Below are 14,802 nucleotides of genomic sequence, written 5' to 3' on the forward strand. Positions count from 1 at the left end.
TACAGGAATGCGGGCCAAGGCGCGAGGCGCTATAGCGGGCGGACAACGCAAATGGAAATCAACGATGCACGGGAACAGATCCACCCCAACTCAGACCACCGCTTACGGTATCATCGCCGCGATCAGCGCCTGTCATCTCATCAATGATATGCTGCAATCGCTGCTGCCCGCGATCTATCCCAATCTGAAGGACGAGCTTGGCCTGTCCTTTGCCCAGATCGGGCTTATCACGCTGGCCTATCAGATCACCGCCTCGATCCTGCAGCCGCTGATCGGCCTTTATGCCGATAAACGCCCCACGCCGCTGGCGCTGCCGGGCGGCACGCTGTTCACGCTGGCCGGGTTGCTGGTGCTTTCGGTGGCGCATAGTTACGGGCTGTTGCTGGCGGGCGCGTCCTTGCTGGGCATGGGCTCATCGGTATTCCACCCCGAAAGCTCACGCGTCGCGCGTATGGCGGCGGGGCAAAGGCATGGGTTTGCCCAGTCGATGTTTCAGGTGGGCGGCAATGCCGGTTCCGCGCTGGGGCCGCTGGCCGCCGCGATTGTCGTCGTACGCTGGGGGCAGAGCAGTCTGGCCGCCTTTGCTTTGCTGGCGCTGCTGTCCTGCGCGATCCTGTGGAACGTCGGGCAATGGTATCGCCATCATGGTCTGGCGCGGCTTTCGGCCGGCAATGGCGCGCGCAAATCGGCCGATCCTTTGCCGCGCGGGCGGGTGCTGGGCGGGATAGCGGTGCTGCTGGCGCTGATCTTTTCCAAATATGTCTATCTGGCCAGTCTGACGAGCTATTTCACCTTTTACCTGATCCACCGTTTCGGCGTCTCGGTCGAGGTGGCCCAGCTTCACCTGTTCGCTTTTCTGGGCGCGGTGGCCGTGGGCACGATCGCGGGCGGGCCGCTGGGCGACCGGTTCGGGCGCAAATATGTGATCTGGTTCTCGATCCTTGGCGCGCTGCCCTTCACGCTGCTTCTGCCCCATGCCAGCCTGTTCTGGACCGGGCCGCTGACTGTGGCCATCGGCCTGATCCTGGCCTCGGCCTTTCCGGCCATTGTGGTTTTTGCCCAGGATCTGGTGCCCGGCAAGATCGGCATGATCTCGGGTCTGTTCTTCGGCTTTTCCTTTGGCATGGGCGGGCTGGGCGCGGCCGTTCTTGGCGAGGTGGCCGACCGCGCCGGGATCGAGACGGTCTATGCGATCTGCGCTTTTCTGCCCGCGATCGGCCTGTTGGCGGTGTTCCTGCCCAATCCGAAAAGGGGCTGATCAGGCCGCATGGCGCGTCGCAGCGGGACGATGGCTCTGCGACACGGTGAATTGGGCCATCAGCTTGCCCAGATGCTGGGCCTGATCGGTCAGATGGCGCGCGGCGGCGGTCGTTTCCTCGACCATCGCCGCGTTTTGCTGGGTAAAGCTGTCCATCTGGCGGATGGCGATATCGACCTCGCCGACATTGGTGGATTGCTGCTGCGCGCCCGTGGCGATGGTATGGGCGTGCAGGCTGATCTGACTGATGCGGGCGACGATCCGTTCCAGCGCCCCGTCCATTTCGCTGACCAGCGCGGCGCCGATCTTGACCTGCTCGGTGCTGGCGGCGATGCGACCCTTGATGTCCTGCGCGGCCTCTGATGACCGCTGGGCCAGCGCGCGCACTTCCGAGGCGACCACAGCAAAACCCTTGCCTGCGTCTCCGGCCCGCGCCGCCTCGACTCCGGCGTTCAGCGCCAGCAGATTGGTCTGAAACGCGATGGCGTCGATCACGCCGATGATCTCGCCGATCTCGCAGGATGTGCGCTCGATGCCGCCCATGGCCTCGACCGCGCGGCGGATCACCGCGCCGCTGCTCTCTATTTCCTTTTGCGAGAGTTCGACCACATGGTTGGCCTCCCCGGCCGATTGGGCGGCCTCGGACACGCGCGAGTTTATCTCGCTGATTGCGGCGGCCACTTCCTCCAGCCCGGCGGCCTGCCGCTCGGTGCGGTTGGCAAGGTCTTCGGACGCGGTGCGGATTTCGCCCGATCCATTGGTGACATCGCGCGCGCTGTGGGCCACGCCTTCCAGCGCATTGTCCAGACGCACCATGGCCTGATTGAAATCGGCCTGCAAACGCTCGAACGCGCCTGTGTAGTGCCCGTTGAGGCGCGTGGTCAGATCGCCGCCGGCCAGCCTTTCCAGACATTGCGCAAGGGCAGCGACCGTGGCGGCCTGTTCATCCTCGACATTCTTCTTGGCAAGGGCGTTCTGGCGGAACACCTCCAGCGCCTCCTGCATCTCGGCAATTTCCACGGTTTCGGCATGGGTCATCCCCATCGGGGCCAGATTGCCACCGGCCAGTTGCACCATCTCGTGGCGCAATCCGGCCAAAGGCTCGACCACTACCCGGTTGGCCGCGCGCCGCACCATCCATGCCAGCCCGACAATCATCAGCAGCGCCGACAGCGCCAGCCCGCCCTCGATCATCCGCGTCGAGGCAAAGACCGCCGACAGGGGCAGATCCACCCGCACCACCCATGGCGTATCAAAGCCGGAGAAATGCACCGGTGTCTCCACCCGGAGTACGCTGCCCAATTGCGGATGGTCGGCAAAGCCCATGGCTTCGCCCGCCGCACCCGCCGGCTTGCCCAGCAGCGCGGCATTGGCGCTGACCACATAGGCGCGGCGAGCGGAAAGGACGGAAATCTGGCCGCCAAAGGGCACTTTGATCGCCGCCATCCGCTGTTGCAGCGCGTCGAGCGCCAGATCGCTGCCCACCACGCCAAGGCTGCGCCCCTGATCCACCACCGGCATGGCAATCGAGGTCATCAGCACCGTTTTGCCGCCTACCTTATATTCATAAGGCTCGACCAGCACCGGCTTGCGCCCTTGCTGGGCCAGCAGGTAATAATCGCCCGGTCCCGGCTTGGTGTAATCGGTCAAAGGCTCCAGCGCGACGCCCGCCCCGTCGCGGTGCCAATAGGGGATGAAGCGGCCCGTGGAGTCATGGCCGGGCTGGTTGATGAATTCGCCGTCCTTGCCGTCAAAGGCGCCCGGTTCCCATGCGGTCCATGTCGCCAGCAATTGCGGACTGGCCATCAGCGTCTGACGCAGGATGCCATTGTGAAAGGCGCGCCCGGTCTGATGCTGGCGCCGGGCGGCGTCCAGCGCATCGCGCATCGCGCCCACAATGCCGATGGGGCGGTCGAACTGGCTGTTGACCTGCGCTGCGGCCTGATCGGCCACGATGCGCCCGGTTTCGCGCAATTGCGAACGGGCGGTGATTTCCAATGTCAGCGCCGTCAGCCCCGATCCCACCAGTACCATGATGGCAATGGCAGTGGCCGAACGCAGGCTGAGCGTGGCGGAAATGGTAGGCTGGCGGACAGGCGCGTGCATCGACAGTATTCTCCCTGAAGGGAAACTGTATGGCGCCACCGCCTTATATTTGGCGGACGGGGCCATGGGGGTTGCCCTTAGATGCCTGTTAAAATCCGCAAATTGGGAAAGGGTCGGGGCAGTCGAAAAAATTTTCGCGCCGCCCGTTTCGAGCGCAACTTTTTGCGATGCGCCAGCGAACTGGTTCATGGAAGGAGACGGAAATGGTCGCCTCCTCCAACCGATTTCGAGTGGGAGCACAGCAGATGAAGTTTCGGAAAAACCTTGCCGTATCGCTTGCCCTTGGGCTGTTGGCCGCCTCTGTTCCGGCGCCCGGCATTGCCGCCCTGCCGCAAGGCGCAGGCGCGCCCGACTTTACGCTGAGCGCGGCCAAGGCCGGAAAGCCCTTCAATTTCTCGCTGCACCAGTCGCTGCGCAAGGGGCCGGTCGTACTCTATTTCTTCCCCGCCGCCTTCACCGCCGGATGCACGATTGAGGCCCATCTGTTTGCCGAAGCCACCGACAGTTTCCGCAAGATGGGCGCGACGGTCGTGGGCGTGACGGCGGGCAATGTTGAGCGCGTGGCCGAATTTTCCAAGCTTGAATGCCGCGACAAATTCGCGGTGGCCGCCGATCCTGGGGCCAAGATTGCCGCCGAATACAAAACTGTGATGCAGTTCCAGGACAAGACCCTGTCCGAGCGCACATCCTTTGTGATCGCGCCCGACGGCAAGATCCTGCTCAGCTATACCGACCGCAATCCTCAGGCCCATATCGACCAGACGATGGCCGCCGTGCGCGAATGGAAGGCCAAGCACAGCTGATCGCTTTCTGGCTGCTTCTCTGTCGCAACGAGGTTTTCGATGCTTATTGCCATTCTCTCCGCTTTTCTGGGCGGACTGATCCTCAATTGCATGCCCTGCGTCTTTCCGATCATATCGCTCAAGGCGTTCGGGCTGCTGCGGCAGGGGGGCGATCAGGCCCATCTGCGCCGGGAAGGCGTTGCATTTATGGTCGGATCGCTGTTGGCGATGCTGGCGCTGGCCGGGGTGCTGATGGCGCTGCGGGCGGGCGGGCAGGCGGTGGGCTGGGGCTTTCAGCTCCAGTCGCCCGCCATCGTCGCCTTGCTGGCGCTGGTCATGATCGGCTCGGCGCTCAATCTGATGGGCCTGTTCGAGATGGGCCTTGGCCTGCAACGGGCAGGTCAGGCCATGGATGGCCGCTCGGGCCTGATCGGCACGGCGATGACGGGCGCACTATCGGTGATGGTGGCTACGCCTTGCGCCGGACCGTTCATGGCGGGCGCGCTGGGCTATGCGCTGGTTCAGCCGCCGCTGGCTGGGCTTGCCGTTTTTGCCGCGCTGGCGCTGGGTGTGGCCGCGCCTTTCACGCTGCTGTGCTTTTGCCCGCCTCTGGCGCGGATGCTGCCCCGGCCCGGCGCGTGGATGGTCACGCTCAAGCACGGGCTGGCCTTTCCCATGCTGGCGGCTGCGGCATGGCTGATTTGGGTGCTGGACGCGCAGACGGGTTCGGCGGGGTTGCCCTTCATTCTGGGCTGCGCGCTGCTGCTGGCGTTGACTGCGTGGCTCTATGGGCTGGCCCAGCGGCGCGCGATGTCGGGCAAGCCTGCGCGCGCCCTGACGCTGGCGGCGGCTACGGGTCTTGCGACGATTGGCGCGGCCTTTGCCATGCCGGGACAGGCGTTTGAAACGCGCCGGCCCGTGGCGCAGGCCGAGAGCGGCCCGATCCGCTGGTCGCCCGCGCGCGTGGCGCAGGAAACGGCGGCGGGCAGGCCGGTCTTCGTCGATTTTTCTGCCTCATGGTGCCTGACCTGCAAGGTCAATGAAAAGGCCGTGCTTTCAACCCCGGCCTTCAAGGAAGCGATGGCGCGAACCAATACAGCCTTTATGATCGCCGACTCCACCAATTATGATGCGGAAATCGAGAAAGCGATGAGCAATCTGGGACGTACCGGCCTGCCGCTATACCTTGTCTATCCTGCCGGAGGCGGCAAGCCGGTGATCCTGCCGCAGGTGCTGAGCATCGGCATGGCGACCGGCGCGCTCGATGTGGCCGCGGGCGTAAAGGGTTGAACCGATGTTGCAGACCGTTTCGGGGATAGAATAGGCGCGACGTGACGGGCGATCTTCCCCCCGAAGGCGAATGGCCCGCATTGATGCGGCGGGCGCAGGATGGCGATCAGGTGGCCTATCGCATGGTTCTGCGCGCGCTGCTGCCCGCGATCCGCAAGATGGCGCGGCGCAGGATCGCCGATGAGGCGCTGGCCGAAGATGCGGTGCAGGAGACGTTGATGACCCTTCATCGCCTGCGCCACACCTATGATCCGGCGCGCCCCTTGCGACCATGGGTTGCGGCCATCGCCCATGCCCGGTCGATCGACGCGCTGCGACGGAACGGGCGGGCGCGGCGATTTGAAATTGTCGATGAAGAAGCGATGGCCGCCGCCCCGGACCTACGCGCGCCCGAACCGGGCGAGGCGTTGGGGCATGAACGCGAGGTCGCAAGGTTGCTCGATCTGTTGCCCCAACGGCAAAGGATGATGGTGGAAATGGTGAAGCTGCGCGAAATGAGCCTTGATGATGCGGCCGATGCCAGTCGGCTGTCGGTGCCGGCGGTCAAGTCGCTTCTCCACCGCGCCCTTGCTCGGCTTCGCGAATACGGGAATTCCTGAGATGCGCGATTTCGAAACGCTGATTGACGAACTCTCGCAAGGGGCGGGGCCGGTGCGGCGGGTACTTCCGGCATCGTGGCGCGCGCTGGGCTGGGCGCCGGTGGCGCTGGGGGTGGGCTATCTGGCCACCCGGATGCTGCATCGTTTCACTCCCGATTGGGACGGCCCCTATGCGGTCCTTTCAGCAGCCAATGCTGCGCTGTCGATAGGGCTGGGGCTGACCGCATTTGCCTCGGCGCTCTCGATCAGCGTGGCGGGTGGGCGCGCCTTGGGCCGAGGCTGGATGGTGTTGGGCCTGATCGCATGGGTCGCGCTGGCCGCCGCCAGCATGTCCCTTGCGCCGCACCCCTTGGGTTATGCGCCGGGGGTGGGTCGCTATTGCTATACTTTCGTGCTGACGGCGGGTTTGCCGATGGTCGGCGTGATCATTCTGGCTTTGCGGCGGACGCGCTCGTTGCGGCCGGGGCCGTCGCTGTGGGCGGCGGGCATGGCCATTGCCTTTCTCTCTTTCGGCTTGCTTGCCTTTTGCCATCCGGCGCAAATGTCGGTGGCCGATTTTGTCATGCACCTTCTGGCCGCGCTGACCTTGGGGGCGGTGACGGTTGCCGTCGGCCACCGGGCGGTCAGGGCCTAGACGGGCGAACCGGCCAACGCTTTGGCAAAGCATTCCTGCCACCAGCGGACATCTTCGTCGCGGATATTGGCCATCAGGGAATGCCAGCGCTCCTTGCGCTCCTTTTTGGTCATCCGCAGCGCCCGGTCGATGGCTTCGGCCAGTTCGTCCGGGCTGTGGGGGTTGACGATCAGCGCGTCGGTCAACTGGCGGGCGGCGCCTGCGAATTGCGAGAGGATGAGGACGCCGGGATCTTCGGGGTCCTGCGCCGCCACATATTCCTTGGCCACCAGATTCATCCCGTCGCACAAAGGCGTTATCAATCCGATGCGCGAGGCGCGATAAATCCCCGCCAGCGCATCGCGCGGATAGCCCTTGTTGATATAGCGCAGCGGCACCCATTCGGCATCGGCAAATTCGCCGTTGATGCGTCCGGAAAGGCTGTCGAGCGTGGCGCGTATCTGCTGATAGGAGCGCACCTGTTCGCGTGAGGGCGGGGCGATCTGGAGCAGGAAAAGCTGTCCATGCAGATCCGGCCGCGAGCCCAGCAGGCGCTCATAGCCCAGAAAGCGCTCGGGCAGGCCCTTGGAATAATCGAGCCGGTCAACGCCCACGATCATGGTGCGCCCATTCGCGCTGCGCTTCATCCGCCGGCAGCTTTCACGCGCGACCTCGCCATGGGCGGCCTGGTGAAATTCGGTAAAGTCGATGCCGATAGGGCAGACGATAATCTGCGCCTGCCGGTCGCCAAGGCTGACGATGCCGTTCTGGTCGATGGTGGCATCGGTATGGCCCTGAACATATTCGATAAAGGAATCGCGCCAGTTTTCCGATTGAAAGCCGATGACGTCGAAATCCAGCATCGCGTCGAACAATTCGCCATGCCCCGGCAGCGATTCCAGCAGCCGCGCCGGGGGCCAGGGGATATGCAGGAAAAAGCCGATACGATTCTTCACCCCGCGCGCCCGCAGGTTTCGCCCCAGCAGCATCAGATGATAATCATGGACCCAGATAAGATCGCTGTCCTCGATCAGCGGCGCCACGGTTTCGGCCAGACGGTCGTTGACCCGTGCATAGCCCCCGGCAAAGCCGCGCTCGAATTCGGCCAGATCGAGCCGGTTGTGAAACAGCGGCCAGAGGGTGCAATTGGCGTAGCCATTGTAATATTCCTCGACGTCCTGCGCCTCCAGATCGATGGTGGCGGTGGTCACGCCATAGCTGCGCTGGAAATTGATGTGGCCGGTAAAGGTCTCGGTTTCCTCGCCCGACCAGCCGAACCAGATGCCGCTGCTTTCCCGCAGCGCCGCCGAGAGCGCGACGGCCAGCCCGCCCTGATTGCCCGGACCATCGCCCGTTGGCGGCGACACCCGGTTTGAGATGACGATCAGGCGGCTCACCTGACCGCGCTCCATGGTTTGCTGAGCAGGGTCGCGCAATTGATCAGGCCGACGAGTGAGTAGGTTTGCGGATAATTGCCCCATAGTTCCCCCGTATGTGGATTGGTGTCTTCGGAGAGCAGCCCCGCCGGGGTCCGGCGGGCCAGCATTTCCTCGAAAAGGCTGCGGGCGTCGCCGTGGCGGCCGGTGGCATGCAGCGCCTCGATCAGCCAGAAGGTGCAGATGTTGAAAGCGCTTTGCGGCAGTCCGAAATCGTCCTCGTCGGCATAGCGCAGCATATGCGAACCCCGGCGCAGCCCATGTTCGACCGCGCACAGCGTGCTCAGAAAACGCGGATCATCGGGCGCCAGAAAGCGCAGGTCGAGCAACTGGATCAGGCTGGCGTCGAGCAGGTCGGCGTCGAATGTGGCCGACATGCGCTGTGTGTCGTCGCGCCATGCCGCATCGATGATGACGCGGCCCATGCGATCCGCGCGCTCCTGCCATACTGTCTGGCGGTCATGCAGGCCCAGATGATGCGCCGCCTTGGCCAGACGGTCGCAGGCAGCCCAGCACATGGCCGCCGAATAGGTGTGGACGTGAAACCGGCCGCGCAACTCCCAAAGGCCGGAATCGGCCTGATCGTAGGAAAGCCAGGCCCTTTCGCCCACCCGTTCGAGCGCGCGAAAATCCTCCTCGCCCGCCATGCGATACAGCCTCTGGTCGAAGAATGCCTGAACGTTGGACAGGATGATCTGGCCATAGGCGTCGTGCTGCATCTGGGCATAGGCCTGATTGCCCACCCGCACCGGCCCCATGCCGCGATAGCCCGCCAGCCCGGCCTCGATCCTTTCCTCCAGCCGCGCCTCGCCGCCCACGCCATAGAGCGGCTGGATATGACCATGTTGGGCATTGTCGACGATGTTGCGCAGATATTCCAGATAGGATTCCAGCACATCAAGCGCGCCCAGTCGATTGAGCGCCTGCGTGGTGTAATAGGCGTCGCGGATCCAGCAGAAGCGATAGTCCCAATTGCGCCCCGACCCGGCATGTTCGGGGATCGAGGTGGTGAGCGCGGCCACAATCGCGCCCGTTTCTTCATGCTGGCACAGTTTGAGCGTGATCGCCGAGCGGATCACGGCCTCCTGCCATTCAAGCGGAATGGCCAGACCGCGCACCCAATGCCGCCATTCGCGGATGGTCAGATCGAGCATTTCCTCGACCGTGGTGGCGATATTGCCGTCAAAGCCTTCGTCGGGGCCGAGGAAGAAATACAGGGGGCGTTCGACGCGGAACACCTGCCCATCCTCGATCCATCCGATCGGCGCGGATGTGGAAAGGCGCAGGGTCATATGGCCGAGCATATAGCGGATATGGTTCGAGCCGCAGGTGCGCTCGACCTCGCGCCGGGCCCAGTCGCGCGTGGGGCGCAGCCGCACCCGGATGCGCGGACTGCCCGAAACGGGGCGCACAATGCGAATATAGGCCACCGGCCGATAGATGCGCCCATGCCTATGAAAGCGGGGGCAGAAATCGGTGACCACAATGGCGTTGCCCGCATCATCCTCGTGGCGGGTTTCCAGAATGGGCGTGTTGCGCAGATAGCGCTGTGTGGTCTTGGTGCAGCCTTCCAGCTCAATCGCCCAGAAGCCTTGCCCGTCGGGATGGACGTCATCGTCGAGCAGGGCACTGAAGGCGGGCGGGCCATCGACGCGCGGCAGGCAGCCCCACACGAAGGCTCCATCATTGTCGATCAGCGCCGAGATCTGGCAATTGCCGATCGGCCAGAGGTCGAGAGTCCCACTCATGCCGACGCTCATGACACCGGCCTTGCCATCCAGGCCAGCACGGCGGCAGGGCCGGGCAGGTTGAAGCACGCATTCGTAACCCGCGCCGGACCGACCAGCACCGAAATGCCATCCAGCGCGTTCACCGCGGCAAAGGCTGATTCATCGGTGAGATCGTCGCCCAGATAAAATGGCTTTCCCCCGATCATGGGCGCGCAGGCCATCATATTGCGCAGGGCCGTACCCTTGTCGCAGCCGCCAAAGCGCAGTTCGACCACCATCTTGCCATTTTCAACGACCAGCCCGCTTTCTATCGCCAGATGTTCGGCCAGTTGTTGCGCATAAGGGGCGCAGGCCGGATCGCCGCGATAATGGAGCGCCACGCCATAGGTCTTGATCTCGACCAGCGTGCCGGGATGGCCAAAGGCGAAATCGTCTAATTTTCGCGCCGCATGTTCGAGTTCGGCGACGGGCCGGACGGGATGGACCAATTGATCCTGCCAGCGGAACTCGCATCCATGGCTGCCCGAGATGGCGAGCGCATGCATCGCCCGGCCGAACAGATTGTCGATCTGGGCAATCGAGCGGCCGCTGACCAGCGCCAGACGGCCATGAAGCCGCGCGGACATGGTAAGGAGAAGGTCCGGCAGACCACGCGGGATCACTACCTCATCGGGCCTTTCGGCAATGTCCACCAGCGTGCCGTCGAAATCCAGAAACAGGCTCGCCCCGCCGGGCAGAGATGGCGGCGGGGCGAGCAGATCGGAAAGCGGGGCTGTAGGCATCGATGTCTCCAGAGCGGATTTCCCCTTGGTTCGGGGCATGAATGGCGCCCCAGGGGAATGGTTTCACAGCAATTTGCAGGACACCTGCCCCGGCGAAGGGAGTGCTAAAACCCGGCCCCGCCCGCGATCTGTCCTTAGTGGGCCGATTGGATCGCGGCGTCGACTTCGCCTCTGGTCATATTGATGGCCAGCCCCTTTGCCCCGGTAAAGAGCGAGGCGACAGGAATAGTGATCTTGCCGCGAGGGGTTGTCACCACGACCTGTTGGTCGGTGGTGCTGGCGATCGTGCCGATCTGTTCGCCAACTTTGTCATAGACAATGTCGCCGGCCAGAGGCTTGATCGGTTGGGCTGCCGGAGCGTCTGCGGGCGCCGAATCCAGCGGAGGTTGCGCGGATTGCGGCACGTTTTGAGCCGGCGCGCCGTGAGGAATTGCGGCAGAAAAAGTTGCCGCGATCATGTATTTCAACATTTTCATCATGGTTTCTCCGGATATTGTCCCCCCGGATGGGAAGAACCTATTTTTGATTTCCTCGCTGTCGATGCAAATGCGCTCAGGCATTGCTGATGCGCGATGAGGCGATATCGAAAAGTCGAGGGGTGATGTCTAAAATTAATTAGACTATTCATGGATATAAATTCCGATTGCGGGTAAAAGTTCCTTCGTAAGTCAGAGGTTTTCGTTATAAACCTGTTTATCGCTAAGACACTCAGGCCTTGCCTGCTGCGCGCTCACGGGCCCGGCGGGTATCCCAACCCTTGCGCGCGGCGGCGCTGCGCTGCTCGAAAGAACCCGATTTGTGGGCTCGCCCGCCGCGTGAGGATGATACATGCGTGTCGGGCTTACCCCGGCCAGAGCCCGACAGATTGCCTCCGCCGGTCTCCTTGTTCACGGTGGCCCATCCGCGCGCCTCGGCCTCGTCATGGGGCAATCCGCGACGTTCATAGCTTTCAGCTATATGGCGGGCCTGGCGCTTCTGCTTGGCCGTATAGGCACTTTTGTCTCCTTGCGGCATATCGTGTCTCCTTTAGGCCAGCAGACGGACCTTGCCTTCGCGGTCCCAATGGCGCGCGGGGGCAAGCTCTGGGAATTCTTCGAGACTGGCGATGCCGTCATCTCTGGCGATCCCCCATTCTTCCAGCAGCCGGAGAGTGGCCGGACAGGCGCCGATGGTTTTGCAATGAGCATAGGCATCGGCAAACCAGGCATGAACGGTGTGGTCCGATCGCAAATGGTCGAGGGCATCGGGGTGGATGATCGAGGCCACCGCATCAAACAGCGCCGACGGATTGCCCATCAACTGCCCCTCGGCCTTGAGCATGCCGTCATCGACCGGAATGCCGCCCACCTTTTGTGCGACCAGCACCGCTTTGCCGCCCTTGCTCTCGATGGCCGTTTTCACCGCTTCGATGGCCGTCAGGCTCGACCCTTCGGCAAACAGGATGCCGATCTTGCGCCCCTCCATAGGCGGCTGGCGGTGGCTCAGGATTGAAAGTGCAGGCGAGGGGGGCATCTCGACAATCGGGGCCGCCATATCGGCGGGCGGCGGTAATTCCATCGCGAGCCCGACAGCCACACGCCGCGCCAGATCCTCGTCCACCGCGCCCAGCAGGGTCAGCATCCGGTGGCGCACATGCTCCAGCCCCACCTTGGACAGTTCAAACACGAAGGCGCTGGCCAGATGAGCCTGTTCGACCGGCGTCTGCGAGCGATAGAACAGGCGGGCCTGCGAATAATGGTCGGCAAACAAGGCAGGGCGCACCCGCAGATGCTGATCGCTGTTGTTGGGCAACATGCCGCGCGCAAAGCTCGTAAAGCCGGTGGCCGGACATTCGCGCGGGCCGGTGGGTTCCCCCGCTTCGTTCAGGCTGTTGGGCTCGTAATTGGCGCGGCCCTTTGGGATCTCCATCTGCATCATGCCGTCGCGCTGAAAATTGCGCATCGGGCATTTGGGCGCGTTGATCGGCAGTTGGTGGAAATTGGCCGTGCCTAAACGCGATTTCTGGGTGTCGAGATAGGAGAACAGCCGCCCCTGCAACAGCGGATCGGGGGTAAAATCGATGCCGGGCACGATATTGGCCGGGCAAAAGGCCGATTGTTCGGTTTCGGCAAAGAAATTGTCCGGATTGCGGTTGAGCGTCATCCGCCCGATGATCCGCACCGGAACCAGCTCCTCCGGGATCAGCTTGGTGGCGTCCAGCACGTCGAAGGACTGTTCATGGGCCCAGCTTTCCTCAAAGACCTGCACGCCCAGATCCCATGCCGGAAAGGCGCCCGTGTCGATGGCTTCATACAGATCGCGGCGATGGTAATCCGGGTCCGCTCCGGCGATTTTGACCGCTTCGTCCCACGTGGTCGATTGCAGACCCAGCACCGGTTTCCAATGAAATTTGACCAGCTTGGACGCACCCTCGGCATTGACGAGCCGGAAGGTGTGGATGCCGAAACCTTCCATAAAGCGGGGCGAGCGGGGGATGGTCCGGTCGCTCATCTGCCAAAGCACCATATGTATGCTTTCGGGCATCAGGCTGACGAAATCCCAGAAGGTGTCATGGGCGCTGGCGGCCTGAGGATAGCCCTTGTCGGCCTCCATCTTGACCGCATGGACCAGATCGGGAAACTTGATCGCATCCTGAATGAAGAAGACCGGGATATTGTTGCCCACCAGATCCCAGTTGCCTTCCTCGGTGTAGAATTTGACCGCAAAACCGCGCACATCGCGCGGCGTGTCGACGCTGCCCGCGCCGCCCGCAACGGTAGAAAAGCGCACAAATACTGGCGTTTGCTTACCGGCGGCGGCAAACAGGCCTGCGCTGGTCAGTTCGGGGATGGCATGGGTGCATTCGAACACGCCATGGGCGGCCGATCCGCGCGCATGGACGATCCTCTCGGGGATGCGCTCATGGTCGAAATGAAAGATCTTTTCGCGCAGGACGAAATCTTCCAGCAGCGTGGGCCCTCGGGCGCCTGCCTTCAGGCTGTTCTGGTTGTCGCCGATGCGCAAACCCTGATTGGTGGTTAAATGGCTGCGGGCCGCATCCTGCTGGTTTCCATGCGGGCCATTGACCGGCACCTGCTGATGCGTTTCTCCGGCATCGCCGGTGGCGGTTTCGTAGGACGGGTGTGTGTCAGCCATGCTGCCTCCTGACCTTTGCGATCTGTCGGAAGGTGCGGCGCCCCCTCCAACTTTTTAAAAAGGTGTAAGCGCCCACTGTTCCATGCTTTGTCCCGACCTGTGCTTTTTGCGCGATGAAGCGCAAGCTCTGTCGCCATCAAGAAAAAATAGAGGAATTGACGCATGAGGGACGCTGTTGTCGGCTCTGTAATCAGCCGCGGCTTTTAAATCAGCAATCAGACTGTCGCAGTCGGTCCGACGTTTGGGCCATGAAGAGGTAAGGCGAGGAGGATGGTTGAAATTCAGGAAATTTTTATATTCATTTTTGATTTATTACGACAGTCCGAGGCGCATGACGGACAGGGCGAAGAACACAGGCTGGTGTGACCTGGAAGGGTGATTTATTGTCTGTAGCTTCGGATCGCGATGGAATCCGAAAGGCGGCCTGTTTCTCTCGCTTGGATATGGTCTGCCCTCAAACAAAGTCAGGCATTATGGGCGATCCTCAGCCGGTAACGATCATTATGATCGAAGATGATCCGGGCCATGCGCGCCTGATCGAAAAAAGTATTCGGCGCGCGGGCATCGCCAATGGCATCACCCATTTCGACAATGGCACCGCTGCTCTGGAATTTCTGGGCGATGGCACGGTTCTGCGTGATCAGGGCGGCCCTGTGCTGATCCTGCTGGATCTCAACCTCACGGATATGAAGGGCGTTGATATTCTGGCGCGGATCAAGGAAAGGCCGCCGCTCAGCCTGATGCCGGTGATCGTTTTGACAACCACCGATGACAAGCAGGAAGTGGCGCGCTGTTATGAGCTGGGCTGCAATGTCTATATCACCAAACCTCTCAATTATGACAGCTTTTCCGATGCCATTCGCCAGCTTGGATTGTTCCTGTCGGTGATGCAGCTGCCTGTCCTTCCCGTCTGAAAATCGCGCGCCTGTGCATCCCGTACCCTCCGGCGGCGCGATTGGACGCGCCGCCGGAGGAACTGCGCTCTGACCGCTCCGGGGGGAGGCCAAACGGCCAGTCGCAGTTTTCTGTTTCGCCATGCCCGGCTCGGACATTCCGTGCGGCCCCGTCATC

At 62.7% G+C, this 14,802-nt stretch carries 13 protein-coding genes; 6 read left to right on the forward strand and 7 right to left on the reverse strand.

Annotation, left to right across the window (positions count from 1 at the left end):
• The first annotated feature begins 64 nt into the window (after nucleotides 1-64).
• Complete coding sequence (locus FHW96_RS12415) at nucleotides 65-1,258, forward strand: MFS transporter (protein ID WP_216650877.1); 1,194 nt, start codon at nucleotides 65-67, stop codon at nucleotides 1,256-1,258.
• Here FHW96_RS12415 and FHW96_RS12420 read toward each other — a convergent pair whose 3' ends face one another.
• Nucleotides 1,259-3,364 carry a methyl-accepting chemotaxis protein gene (locus FHW96_RS12420; RefSeq protein ID WP_172340893.1) on the reverse strand — a complete coding sequence of 702 codons (2,106 nt, stop codon included), beginning with the start codon at nucleotides 3,362-3,364 and terminating at the stop codon, nucleotides 1,259-1,261.
• A gap of 245 nt (nucleotides 3,365-3,609) precedes the next feature.
• Here FHW96_RS12420 and FHW96_RS12425 point away from each other — a divergent pair, with 245 nt between their 5' ends.
• Genes FHW96_RS12425 through FHW96_RS12440 form a run of 4 tightly spaced genes read left to right on the forward strand, consistent with a single transcriptional unit; the run spans nucleotide 3,610 to nucleotide 6,669 of the window.
• Nucleotides 3,610-4,167, forward strand: coding sequence for a peroxiredoxin (locus tag FHW96_RS12425; RefSeq protein WP_172340894.1), 558 nt, complete (start codon nucleotides 3,610-3,612; stop codon nucleotides 4,165-4,167).
• A gap of 39 nt (nucleotides 4,168-4,206) precedes the next feature.
• On the forward strand, nucleotides 4,207-5,436 hold the full coding sequence (locus tag FHW96_RS12430; protein ID WP_172340895.1) for a protein-disulfide reductase DsbD: 1,230 nt from the start codon (nucleotides 4,207-4,209) through the stop codon (nucleotides 5,434-5,436).
• 41 nt (nucleotides 5,437-5,477) lie between these two features.
• The gene (locus FHW96_RS12435; protein WP_216650878.1) at nucleotides 5,478-6,035 is read left to right on the forward strand and encodes a sigma-70 family RNA polymerase sigma factor; all 558 of its coding nucleotides are present in this window, start codon (nucleotides 5,478-5,480) and stop codon (nucleotides 6,033-6,035) included.
• A 1-nt stretch (nucleotide 6,036) separates the two neighbouring features.
• On the forward strand, nucleotides 6,037-6,669 hold the full coding sequence (locus tag FHW96_RS12440) for an NrsF family protein (RefSeq protein WP_172340896.1): 633 nt from the start codon (nucleotides 6,037-6,039) through the stop codon (nucleotides 6,667-6,669).
• Here FHW96_RS12440 and FHW96_RS12445 read toward each other — a convergent pair.
• The 6 genes from FHW96_RS12445 to FHW96_RS12470 all read right to left on the reverse strand — a co-directional run bounded on the left by FHW96_RS12445 (nucleotide 6,666) and on the right by FHW96_RS12470 (nucleotide 13,731).
• Nucleotides 6,666-8,045 carry a trehalose-6-phosphate synthase gene (locus FHW96_RS12445; protein ID WP_371815704.1) on the reverse strand — a complete coding sequence of 460 codons (1,380 nt, stop codon included), beginning with the start codon at nucleotides 8,043-8,045 and terminating at the stop codon, nucleotides 6,666-6,668. The genes FHW96_RS12440 and FHW96_RS12445 overlap by 4 nt on opposite strands.
• A complete protein-coding gene (locus FHW96_RS12450) occupies nucleotides 8,042-9,832 on the reverse strand; it encodes a glycoside hydrolase family 15 protein (protein WP_172340898.1) in 1,791 nt (596 codons plus the stop codon). Before FHW96_RS12450 ends, FHW96_RS12445 begins: the two co-directional genes overlap by 4 nt.
• Nucleotides 9,833-9,840: 8 nt before the next feature.
• Nucleotides 9,841-10,596, reverse strand: coding sequence for a trehalose-phosphatase (otsB, locus tag FHW96_RS12455; RefSeq protein ID WP_172340899.1), 756 nt, complete (start codon nucleotides 10,594-10,596; stop codon nucleotides 9,841-9,843).
• 134 nt (nucleotides 10,597-10,730) lie between these two features.
• Nucleotides 10,731-11,156 (reverse strand): hypothetical protein, encoded by a 426-nt coding sequence (locus FHW96_RS12460; RefSeq protein ID WP_172340900.1) that lies wholly within the window; start codon nucleotides 11,154-11,156, stop codon nucleotides 10,731-10,733.
• A 148-nt stretch (nucleotides 11,157-11,304) separates the two neighbouring features.
• Complete coding sequence (locus FHW96_RS12465; protein WP_172340901.1) at nucleotides 11,305-11,610, reverse strand: plasmid stabilization protein; 306 nt, start codon at nucleotides 11,608-11,610, stop codon at nucleotides 11,305-11,307.
• A 12-nt stretch (nucleotides 11,611-11,622) separates the two neighbouring features.
• Nucleotides 11,623-13,731 carry a catalase gene (locus FHW96_RS12470; RefSeq protein WP_172340902.1) on the reverse strand — a complete coding sequence of 703 codons (2,109 nt, stop codon included), beginning with the start codon at nucleotides 13,729-13,731 and terminating at the stop codon, nucleotides 11,623-11,625.
• A gap of 473 nt (nucleotides 13,732-14,204) precedes the next feature.
• Between FHW96_RS12470 and FHW96_RS12475 the strand changes: the two genes are divergently transcribed.
• Nucleotides 14,205-14,645, forward strand: coding sequence for a response regulator (locus FHW96_RS12475; protein WP_172340903.1), 441 nt, complete (start codon nucleotides 14,205-14,207; stop codon nucleotides 14,643-14,645).
• Nucleotides 14,646-14,802: the final 157 nt, after the last annotated feature.

It is taken from the genome of Novosphingobium sp. SG751A (genome assembly GCF_013149295.1).
Classification (GTDB): domain Bacteria; phylum Pseudomonadota; class Alphaproteobacteria; order Sphingomonadales; family Sphingomonadaceae; genus Novosphingobium.

Bases quoted from the DNA above. Each gene is read 5' to 3' on its own strand.
- FHW96_RS12470 (WP_172340902.1), bottom strand. From the start codon at position 13,731: ATGGCTGACACACACCCGTCCTACGAAACCGCCACCGGCGATGCCGGA.
- FHW96_RS12450 (WP_172340898.1), bottom strand. From the start codon at position 9,832: ATGAGTGGGACTCTCGACCTCTGGCCGATCGGCAATTGCCAGATCTCG.
- otsB (WP_172340899.1), bottom strand. From the start codon at position 10,596: ATGCCTACAGCCCCGCTTTCCGATCTGCTCGCCCCGCCGCCATCTCTG.
- FHW96_RS12425 (WP_172340894.1), top strand. From the start codon at position 3,610: ATGAAGTTTCGGAAAAACCTTGCCGTATCGCTTGCCCTTGGGCTGTTG.
- FHW96_RS12465 (WP_172340901.1), bottom strand. From the start codon at position 11,610: ATGCCGCAAGGAGACAAAAGTGCCTATACGGCCAAGCAGAAGCGCCAG.
- FHW96_RS12420 (WP_172340893.1), bottom strand. From the start codon at position 3,364: ATGCACGCGCCTGTCCGCCAGCCTACCATTTCCGCCACGCTCAGCCTG.
- FHW96_RS12475 (WP_172340903.1), top strand. From the start codon at position 14,205: ATGGGCGATCCTCAGCCGGTAACGATCATTATGATCGAAGATGATCCG.
- FHW96_RS12415 (WP_216650877.1), top strand. From the start codon at position 65: ATGCACGGGAACAGATCCACCCCAACTCAGACCACCGCTTACGGTATC.
- FHW96_RS12430 (WP_172340895.1), top strand. From the start codon at position 4,207: ATGCTTATTGCCATTCTCTCCGCTTTTCTGGGCGGACTGATCCTCAAT.
- FHW96_RS12460 (WP_172340900.1), bottom strand. From the start codon at position 11,156: ATGCCTGAGCGCATTTGCATCGACAGCGAGGAAATCAAAAATAGGTTC.
- FHW96_RS12440 (WP_172340896.1), top strand. From the start codon at position 6,037: ATGCGCGATTTCGAAACGCTGATTGACGAACTCTCGCAAGGGGCGGGG.